4 protein-coding genes and 1 pseudogene are annotated in these 8879 nt (G+C 59.3%); 4 read left to right on the forward strand and 1 reads right to left on the reverse strand.

Annotated features, from left to right (window positions below; translation table 11 throughout):
• Positions 1-135: 135 nt before the first annotated feature.
• The gene (locus tag G113_RS16820; RefSeq protein WP_005907598.1) at positions 136-1065 is read right to left on the reverse strand and encodes a TIGR01212 family radical SAM protein; all 930 of its coding nucleotides are present in this window, start codon (positions 1063-1065) and stop codon (positions 136-138) included.
• A gap of 601 nt (positions 1066-1666) precedes the next feature.
• Between G113_RS16820 and gltB the strand changes: the two genes are divergently transcribed.
• From gltB to G113_RS16840, 4 genes and pseudogenes are all read left to right on the forward strand, one after another.
• Positions 1667-6124: a glutamate synthase large subunit gene (gene gltB / locus G113_RS16825; protein ID WP_005907599.1), complete on the forward strand. Its 4458-nt coding sequence runs from the start codon at positions 1667-1669 to the stop codon at positions 6122-6124.
• A gap of 11 nt (positions 6125-6135) precedes the next feature.
• Positions 6136-7551, forward strand: a complete 1416-nt coding sequence (locus G113_RS16830; RefSeq protein ID WP_005907600.1) for an FAD-dependent oxidoreductase — start codon at positions 6136-6138, stop codon at positions 7549-7551.
• 185 nt (positions 7552-7736) lie between these two features.
• Complete coding sequence (gene mtnN, locus G113_RS16835) at positions 7737-8429, forward strand: 5'-methylthioadenosine/S-adenosylhomocysteine nucleosidase (protein WP_005907601.1); 693 nt, start codon at positions 7737-7739, stop codon at positions 8427-8429.
• 5 nt (positions 8430-8434) lie between these two features.
• A pseudogene (locus G113_RS16840) lies at positions 8435-8879 on the forward strand (cobalamin biosynthesis protein CobD); the annotation flags it as partial.

Consider the following 8879-nt stretch of genomic DNA (forward strand, 5'->3'; position numbering starts at 1 on the left):
CATGGGGTTAAGTGGCTTGATAGGTATATCCGAACGGCGCACCTTAACAGTTTAGCGACTTGAGAACTATAGAACAGAGACTGATTTTCATCTAATAACTCACTGTTTTTTTGCTAAATTTGATAAGTTAGTCAGCTACTGGCCATCCGGTAGGAAGGGAGTTCCCAATCGATTGCCCTGGGAGCCACTCTCCGACAGGCTTGCTGCGATAAGAGTCATTGCAGTCCAGCGATTCTCGCACCAGTCAGGTGCCAGTAGCGTCGGTTTGCGGGCAGAGGCCGCGACCCGGTGATAGACCACGTCCGGTGGCGTGTGCTGGATCATGGCGACAGCCGCCGCCACATACTCAGCCAATGTCGGCACCACCAGCCTCCCCGCCAGCCAGGCTTTGCCCAAGGTACTGCCAGTCACAACATGCAAAGGGTGCAACTTGATCCCCTCGACCCCGGTGTCGACGACTCGCTGCAACGTCTGCACGCTGTCCATTGCCTGTTCACCCGGCAGGCCGACGATAAGATGGGTACATACCTTGATGCCGCGCAAATGGGCACGACGCACCGCATCGACATACGCCGCGTAGCCGTGACCGCGATTGATACGCCTGAGTGTCTCGTCACTGGCGCTTTGCAGACCCAGCTCCAACCACACCTCATAACCTTGCTGCTGATAACCGGCCAGCAGATCGAGCACCGCATCCGGTACGCAATCGGGCCGGGTGCCGACACAGAGCCCGACCATGTCGCTCACCGAGAGCGCCTCTTCATACATTTGCTTGAGATAGGCCACCTCGGCATAGGTGCTGGTGTAGGCCTGAAAATAGGCGAGATAACGGCGTGCTCGCGTCACTTCCTCGCGCCGAGCTTTGAGCTGGGACACCACGGAGAGCTGCTGGGCCGACTCATCAGCAAAGGAAGAGACATTACAGAAGGTGCAGCCCCCGCGGCCCAGGGTGCCGTCCCGATTCGGACAGGTGAAGGCGCCATGAATGGAGAGTTTGTGGATCTTTTCACCATGACGGCGCTTGAGATCCTGACCCAGGGTATTGACCATTTCATGTAACTGCATGACAACTCCCGATAAAAAGCGAAATTGTACAGGCCCGGCTGGTCACCATGCTGAGCTGGATCAAGAGTCCATCGAGTGTGAAAACATATAAATATTCATCTTGAGTCGAATAAATATCTCCAACCGAGACTTTATCCTGTTCGGTGTTGCGACCATGGTGACAACAGTGCTCGCCGAGGAATGAGATTAGATATCTGTAAGCTTCTGTTTATAAAAACAAATAAATCGGTACTCCAGCGGGAAGTAAAAGCAAGCCGCACAACAGAGAAATGTGATCGAACTCATTCACCAATTGAGCACTTTGGTAAGATTACTACAAGAGGGTCGAGTCGTTACCTCAACTGACAAATCGCAATATTTAGATATAAAAACCCAGATAAAAAGATATAACCAAAACAATAAACCAACACCACCCCCATATATCAACATGCAGCCATATTTTGTTATGCGGATGTAACAAGCAAAACATCTGACTTGTCCAATTGACCTCATGCAAAAATCCCATTAGTTTGGAGATTCGCCACTTCAGGCAGACGGAACCACAAGAGCCAATCGCAATTTATGCAGTTTGCGAATCAAGGCCGAGCAAGGGAGATATGCAATGTCACTATATGATCCAAAGCTGGAGAGGGATAACTGTGGCTTCGGCCTGTTGGCCCACATGGAAGGGGAAGCCAGCCACAAGCTTGTCCGTCTCGCGATGTCAGCATTGGCTCGCATGCAACACCGCGGCGGTATTTCCGCCGATGGTAAAACCGGCGATGGCTGCGGCCTGCTGCTGCAAAAGCCCGACAGCTTCTTTAGAGCCGTCGCCGAGGAGAAAGGCTGGCATCTGGGCCGCAAGTATGCGGTCGGCATGCTGTTCCTCAACCCGGATCCCGTGCTGGCCCAGCAAGCCCGTGACATCATCAACGAAGAGCTCGAGCGCGAGACCCTCAGTCTGGTCGGCTGGCGTCAGGTCCCCATTGATACCCATGTACTGGGCCCCATTGCCAAGGCTTCCCTGCCCAGCATAGAGCAAGTCTTCGTCAACGCCCCTCCCGGCTGGGTCGACAAGGATCTCGAGCGCCGCCTTTATATAGTGCGTCGTCGCATCGAGAAACGCATCAGCGATGACTACTTCTACGTGGTCAGCCTCTCCAATCTGGTAACCGTCTACAAGGGGCTCTGCATGCCCGTGGACCTGCCGCATTTCTACCTGGATCTTGCCGACATCCGTCTGCAATCGGCCATCTGCGTCTTCCACCAGCGCTTCTCCACCAATACCAGCCCACGCTGGCCGCTGGCACAGCCGTTCCGCTACCTGGCTCACAACGGCGAGATCAACACCATCGCTGGCAACCGCCAGTGGGCCAAGGCGCGTAGCTACAAGTTCGCCACCCCGCTCATTCCGGATCTGCAAGAGGCCGCCCCCTTCGTCAACACCACGGGCTCCGACTCCTCCAGCCTCGACAACATGCTGGATCTCTTCCTGGCCGGTGGCATGGATCTGTTCCGCGCCATGCGCCTGCTGATCCCGCCTGCATGGCAGAAGCACCCTAACATGGACGAGGATCTTCGCGCCTTCTACGACTTCAACTCCATGCACATGGAACCCTGGGATGGCCCGGCTGGCATCGTCATGACTGACGGTCGCTACGCAACCTGCGCCCTGGACAGAAACGGCCTGCGCCCTGCCCGCTATGTCATCACCAAGGACAAGTTCATCACCCTCGCCTCCGAAGTGGGCACCTGGGACTACACCCCGGATGAGGTGCTGGAGAAGGGCCGGGTCGGCCCGGGTGAACTTTTCGTCATCGACACCAGCAACGGCAAGGTGTGGACCAGCTTCGAGATCGACGACGATCTCAAGAGCCGTCACACCTACAAGCAGTGGATGACAGATCACTGCAAACGCCTGATCCCCTTCGAGCAGATGGACGATGCCAACACCGGCGCCCGCGAGCTGGATGACGATCAGCTCAAGACGTATCAGAAACTGTTTGGCTACTCCTATGAGGAGCTGGATCAGATCATCCGCGTACTCGGCGAGAACGGCCAGGAGGCCGTCGGCTCCATGGGTGACGACACCCCCATGGCGGTGCTCTCTTCCAGGCAACGCACGCTCTATGATTACTTCCGCCAGATGTTTGCCCAGGTGACCAACCCGCCCATCGATCCATTGCGGGAAAACCACGTCATGTCCCTGGCGACCTGTATCGGCAGCGAGCAGAACGTGTTCAACGAGACCTTTGGTCACGCCCACCGAGTGCTGTTCCAATCGCCCATTCTGCTCTACTCCGACTTCCATCAGTTGCTGGCCCTGGAGGGAGATCACTATCGCCATACCCTGATCGACCTCAACTTTGCCCCAAGCGAAGGGCTGGAGGGGGCCGTTAAACGTATCTGCCTGGAGGCCGAGACGGCCGCCCGTGCCGGCACAGTGCTGCTGGTACTCTCGGACAGAAACATCAGTGCCGACACCCTGCCCATCCCTGCCGCCATGGCGGTGGGTGCAGTGCAGCGCACCCTGGTCGACAACAACCTGCGTTGTGACGCCAACATCCTGGTCGAAACCGCCAGTACCCGGGATCCGCACCACTTTGCCGTGCTGCTCGGCTTTGGCGCCACCGCCGTTTACCCCTACCTCGCCTACGAGACGCTGGCCAAGCAGTTGGAGGAGGGCGTGCTCAAGATGAGCCTGCGCCAGGCCATGCTCAACTACCGCAACGGCATCAACAAGGGTCTCTACAAAGTGATGTCCAAGATGGGCATCAGCACCATCGCCAGCTACCGCTGCTCCCAACTGTTCGAGGCGGTGGGTCTGTCCAAATCCATCGTCGAGACCTGTTTCCGCGGCGTCGCCAGCCGCATTCAGGGTGCCGATTTTGAAGATATCCAGCAGGATCAGCACAATCTGGCCCGCACCGCCTGGCTCAAGCGCAAGCCCCTCAATCAGGGCGGCCTGCTCAAGTTCGTTCACGGCGAGGAGTACCACACCTATAACCCGGACGTGGTGCAAACCCTGCAAACCGCGGTGCGCTCCGGCGAATACAGCGACTATTTGCACTACGCCCGCCTGGTCAATGAGCGACCGGTGGCGACCCTGCGCGATCTTATCGGGGTCAAGCAAGGCCAGCAGGCCATCTCCATCGACGAGGTAGAGCCTGCCACCAATCTCTTCAAGCGCTTCGACTCCGCCGCCATGTCCATCGGTGCCCTCGGCCCCGAGGCTCACGAAGCCCTGGCGATTGCCATGAACCGCCTCGGCGGTCAGAGCAACTCAGGGGAAGGCGGTGAAGATCCCAAGCGTTTTGGCACCGAGAAGAACTCGCGCATCAAGCAAGTTGCCTCGGGCCGCTTTGGCGTCACCCCCCACTATCTGATGAATGCGGACGTGGTGCAGATCAAGGTGGCCCAGGGCGCCAAGCCCGGCGAAGGCGGCCAGCTGCCCGGGGACAAGGTGACAGCCCAGATAGCCCAGTTGCGCTACTCGGTGCCTGGCGTGACGCTCATCTCGCCACCGCCGCACCATGACATCTACTCCATCGAGGATCTGGCTCAGCTCATCTTCGACATCAAGCAGATCAATCCAAACTGCCTGGTGTCGGTGAAACTGGTCTCCGAGCCCGGGGTGGGCACCATCGCCTGCGGGGTGGCCAAAGCCTATGCCGACTTCATCACCATCTCCGGTTATGACGGCGGCACAGGGGCCAGCCCCATCACCTCGGTCAAGTATGCCGGCTCCCCCTGGGAACTTGGCCTGGCCGAGACCCAGCAAGCCCTGGTCGCCAACGGCCTGCGCCACAAGGTGCGGCTGCAGGTGGATGGCGGCCTCAAGACGGGTCTGGACATCATCAAGGCGGCCATCCTTGGCGCCGAAAGCTTTGGCTTCGGTACTGGCCCCATGGTGGCGCTCGGTTGCAAATACCTGCGTATCTGCCACCTGAACAACTGTGCCACCGGCGTGGCCACACAGGATGAGAAACTGCGCCGTGACCACTTCACCGGTCTGCCGGAGATGGCCATGAACTACTTCAGGTTCGTGGCTCAAGAGACCCGTGAGTTGATGGCAGGGCTGGGTGTCAGCCAACTGACGGACCTGATTGGCCGCACCGAGCTGCTCGAAGCCCTGCCCGGCCTCACCGCCCGTCAGGCCAAGCTGGATCTCTCCGGTATCCTGGCCAAGCCGGTGGCAGTGGCGGGTTCCAGCCTGTTCTGCCAACAGCACAACCCCACCTTCGACAAGGGGCCGCTCAACCTGCGCATGGTCGAAGACCTGCTCGAGGCGGTGGAAACCAAGAGTGGCGGCGAATATCGCTACGACATTCGCAACACAGACCGCTCCATCGGGGCGCGCCTCTCCGGTGAAATCGTCACCCGACACGGCAACCAGGGCATGGCCAGCGACCCGGTGCGGGTCCACTTCAACGGCACCGCAGGCCAGAGCTTCGGCGTCTGGAACGCCGGCGGTCTGGAGCTGATCCTGACCGGTGACGCCAATGACTACGTGGGCAAGGGCATGACCGGCGGCAAGTTGGTGGTCAAACCCCATGTCGGCGTGTCGTTCAAGTCTCATGAAGCAGCTATCATCGGCAACACCTGCCTCTATGGCGCCACCGGCGGCAAGCTCTATGCGGCAGGTACCGCGGGTGAGCGCTTCGCGGTGCGTAACTCTGGCGCCCTGGCTGTGGTCGAGGGCATTGGCGACAATGGCTGCGAATACATGACTGGCGGCATAGTGACTGTACTCGGTGAAACCGGGGTCAACTTCGCGGCGGGCATGACCGGCGGCTTCGCCTACGTGCTCGATTGCGATGGCCACTTTACCAAGCGTACCAACTCCGAACTGGTGGAACTGCTGGAGGTGGCGAGCCTCGCCATTCATCAGGAGCACCTGCGCGGCATCATTACCGAACATCTGAACGAAACCGGCAGCTCACGCGCCGAGGAAATTTTGGCCAACTTTGATTCCTATGTGCCGAAGTTCAAGCTGATCAAACCCAAGTCCAGTGACGTCAAGGCACTGTTGGGCCATACCAGTCGTTCCAGTGCAGAACTCAGAATCCAGGCGCAGTAAGGAGGGAACCTATGAGCCAGAACGTATTCCAATTTGTTGATGTTCAGCGGGTCGACCCGCCGAAGAAGCCATTGAAAATTCGCAAGATCCAGTTTGTGGAGATCTACGAGCCCTTCAACCAGTCTCAAGTCGGCATGCAAGCGGATCGCTGCCTCGATTGCGGCAATCCCTATTGCGAGTGGAAGTGCCCGGTGCACAACTACATCCCCAACTGGCTGAAACTGGCCAACGAGGGGCGCATCCTTGAAGCGGTGGAGCTCTCCCATCAGACCAACAGTCTGCCGGAGGTATGCGGCCGGGTCTGTCCTCAGGACCGACTCTGTGAAGGTGCCTGCACCCTCAACGACAGATTCGGCGCCGTGACCATAGGCAACATCGAGAAATACATCACCGACAAGGCGTTCGAGATGGGCTGGCGCCCGGATCTCTCCAACGTGATCAAGACCGACAAGCGGGTCGCCGTCATAGGCGCGGGCCCAGCTGGCCTGGCCTGTGCCGACGTGCTGGCCCGTGGTGGCGTCAGCGCCGTGGTGTTCGACAAATATCCAGAGATTGGAGGCCTGCTCACCTTTGGCATCCCCTCCTTCAAGCTGGAAAAAGAGGTCATGCAGCGCCGCCGCGAGATCTTCGAGGCCATGGGCATCGAATTCCGGCTTGAGACTGAAGTCGGTAAGGACGTCTCCTTCGCCGATCTGCTCGGCGAGTTCGACGCCGTCTTCCTCGGGGTGGGCACTTACAAATACATGAAAGGCGGCTTCACCAACGAAGAGGCTCCCGGCGTCTATGATGCCCTGCCCTACCTCATTTCCAACGCCAACCGGCTGCTGGGCTTTGAGAAGGCGCAAGCCGATTACATCGACTTCGCCGGCAAGCAGGTGGTGGTACTCGGCGGGGGCGATACCGCCATGGACTGCGTGCGCACCGCTATCCGTCAGGGGGCTGACAAGGTGATCTGCGCCTATCGCCGCGATGCAGAGAACATGCCGGGCTCCAAGCGCGAGGTGCAAAATGCCCGCGAGGAAGGGGTTGAATTCATGTTCAACCTGCAGCCCGTTGGGGTCGAACTCGATGCCCATGGTCGCACCTGCGGCATCAAGGTGGTAAGCACCGAACTGAGTGCCCCCGATGCCAACGGTCGTCGCAACCCTGTGGTTATCGCAGGCTCAGAGCAGGTACTGGCCGCCGATGCCGTGGTCATGGCTTTTGGCTTCCAGCCCAACCCGCAGCCCTGGATGAGTGAGTTTGGTATCGAGCTGGATAGTCGCGAGCGGATCCGCGCCCCCGAGCAGTCCGATTTCGCCTTCCAGACCACCAATCCCAAGGTGTTTGCCGGTGGCGATGCGGTGCGCGGTTCGGATCTGGTGGTGACCGCCATCTACGAAGGCCGCAAGGCCGCCGAAGGGATCATGGAGTATCTGGCCGTGTGACCCAGACCATTAGTCGGACCGGCCTTCTCTGGTCACACTGACTAACAAACCGACGCCCTCGCTCCTGCGGGGGCGTTTTTTTGTGCAAGCGATCACCCAAGGCCGCCTCGCCTGTAGGCTTGGCGCGGATTTTTGCTATGATTGCCGCAACTTAGACGGGCTTGAGCCCCTAGACGAGGTTTCTGATGAAAGTAGGTATTATCGGCGCCATGGAGCAGGAAGTTGCCCTGCTGCGTGGCCAACTGAGCGACATGACCACCACCCAGCTTGGCGGCTGTGAGTTTTATAGCGGCACACTGGCAGGCAAAGAGGTGATATTGACCCGCTCCGGCATCGGCAAGGTCGCCGCCAGCGTCGCCACGTCGCTGCTGCTGGAAAAATTTGCCCCCGACTGCGTGATCAATACCGGCTCTGCCGGCGGTTTCGATCATGCGTTGCGGATAGGTGATGTGGTGATCGCCAGCGAGATGCGCTTTCACGACGTGGACGTAACCGCTTTTGGCTACGAGATGGGCCAGATGGCGCAACAACCCGTCGCTTTCCCCTGCGATGCCCGTCTCATTGCCCTGGCCGAGGAGTGCATCGCCCTGCACGGCAAGCATAAGACCAAGCTGGGACTCATCTGCACCGGCGACCAGTTCATGTGCAAACCGGAGGCTATCGCCCGCGCCCGCGCCGACTTCCCGCAGATGCTGGCCGTCGAGATGGAAGGGGCCGCAATCGGTCAGGTGTGTCATATGTTTGGCGTGCCCTATCTGGTGGTACGCGCCATGTCTGACATTGCAGGCAAGGAGCAAGTGGAATCCTTCGACGCCTTTATCGAGGTTGCCGGTCAGCACTCCGCCGAGGTGATCCTCTCCCTGCTTGGCAAGCTGTGATAACCCTGCCCACCCTCGACACCCTGACCATGATGGCTGCCACCCCGGCGGCCATCATGGTGGGCGCCGCCTTGCTAGAGGCACTGCTGCCAAGACCTGACTGGTTGCGCCTCTCCGCAAGCGAACCCCTGCTCAGCCGGCTGGGCCACCGGGTTCATCGTCCGGACGGCACTCCGAAAGCGCAGTGGCAAGCGGGAATATTGGCGCTGATAGTCGTCTGGCTGCCCTGCGCGGCCGGGCTCTGGGCGGTGCGTAATCTCGCACTGTCCGAACCGTTGTTCGACCTGCTGTTTCTGTTGCTGATGCTGGAATCCCGCCCCCTGCGTACCCTGAGCACGGCATGCGGCGCTTTGCTAAAAAGCGATGCTCTGCCGCTGGCTCGATTGCAAGCAGCCCCCTGGCTCAAGCGCGAAACAGGCAAACTCTCTGCCATGGGTCTTGCCAAGGCAC

This window comes from Aeromonas molluscorum 848 (assembly GCF_000388115.1).
Taxonomy (GTDB): domain Bacteria; phylum Pseudomonadota; class Gammaproteobacteria; order Enterobacterales; family Aeromonadaceae; genus Aeromonas; species Aeromonas molluscorum.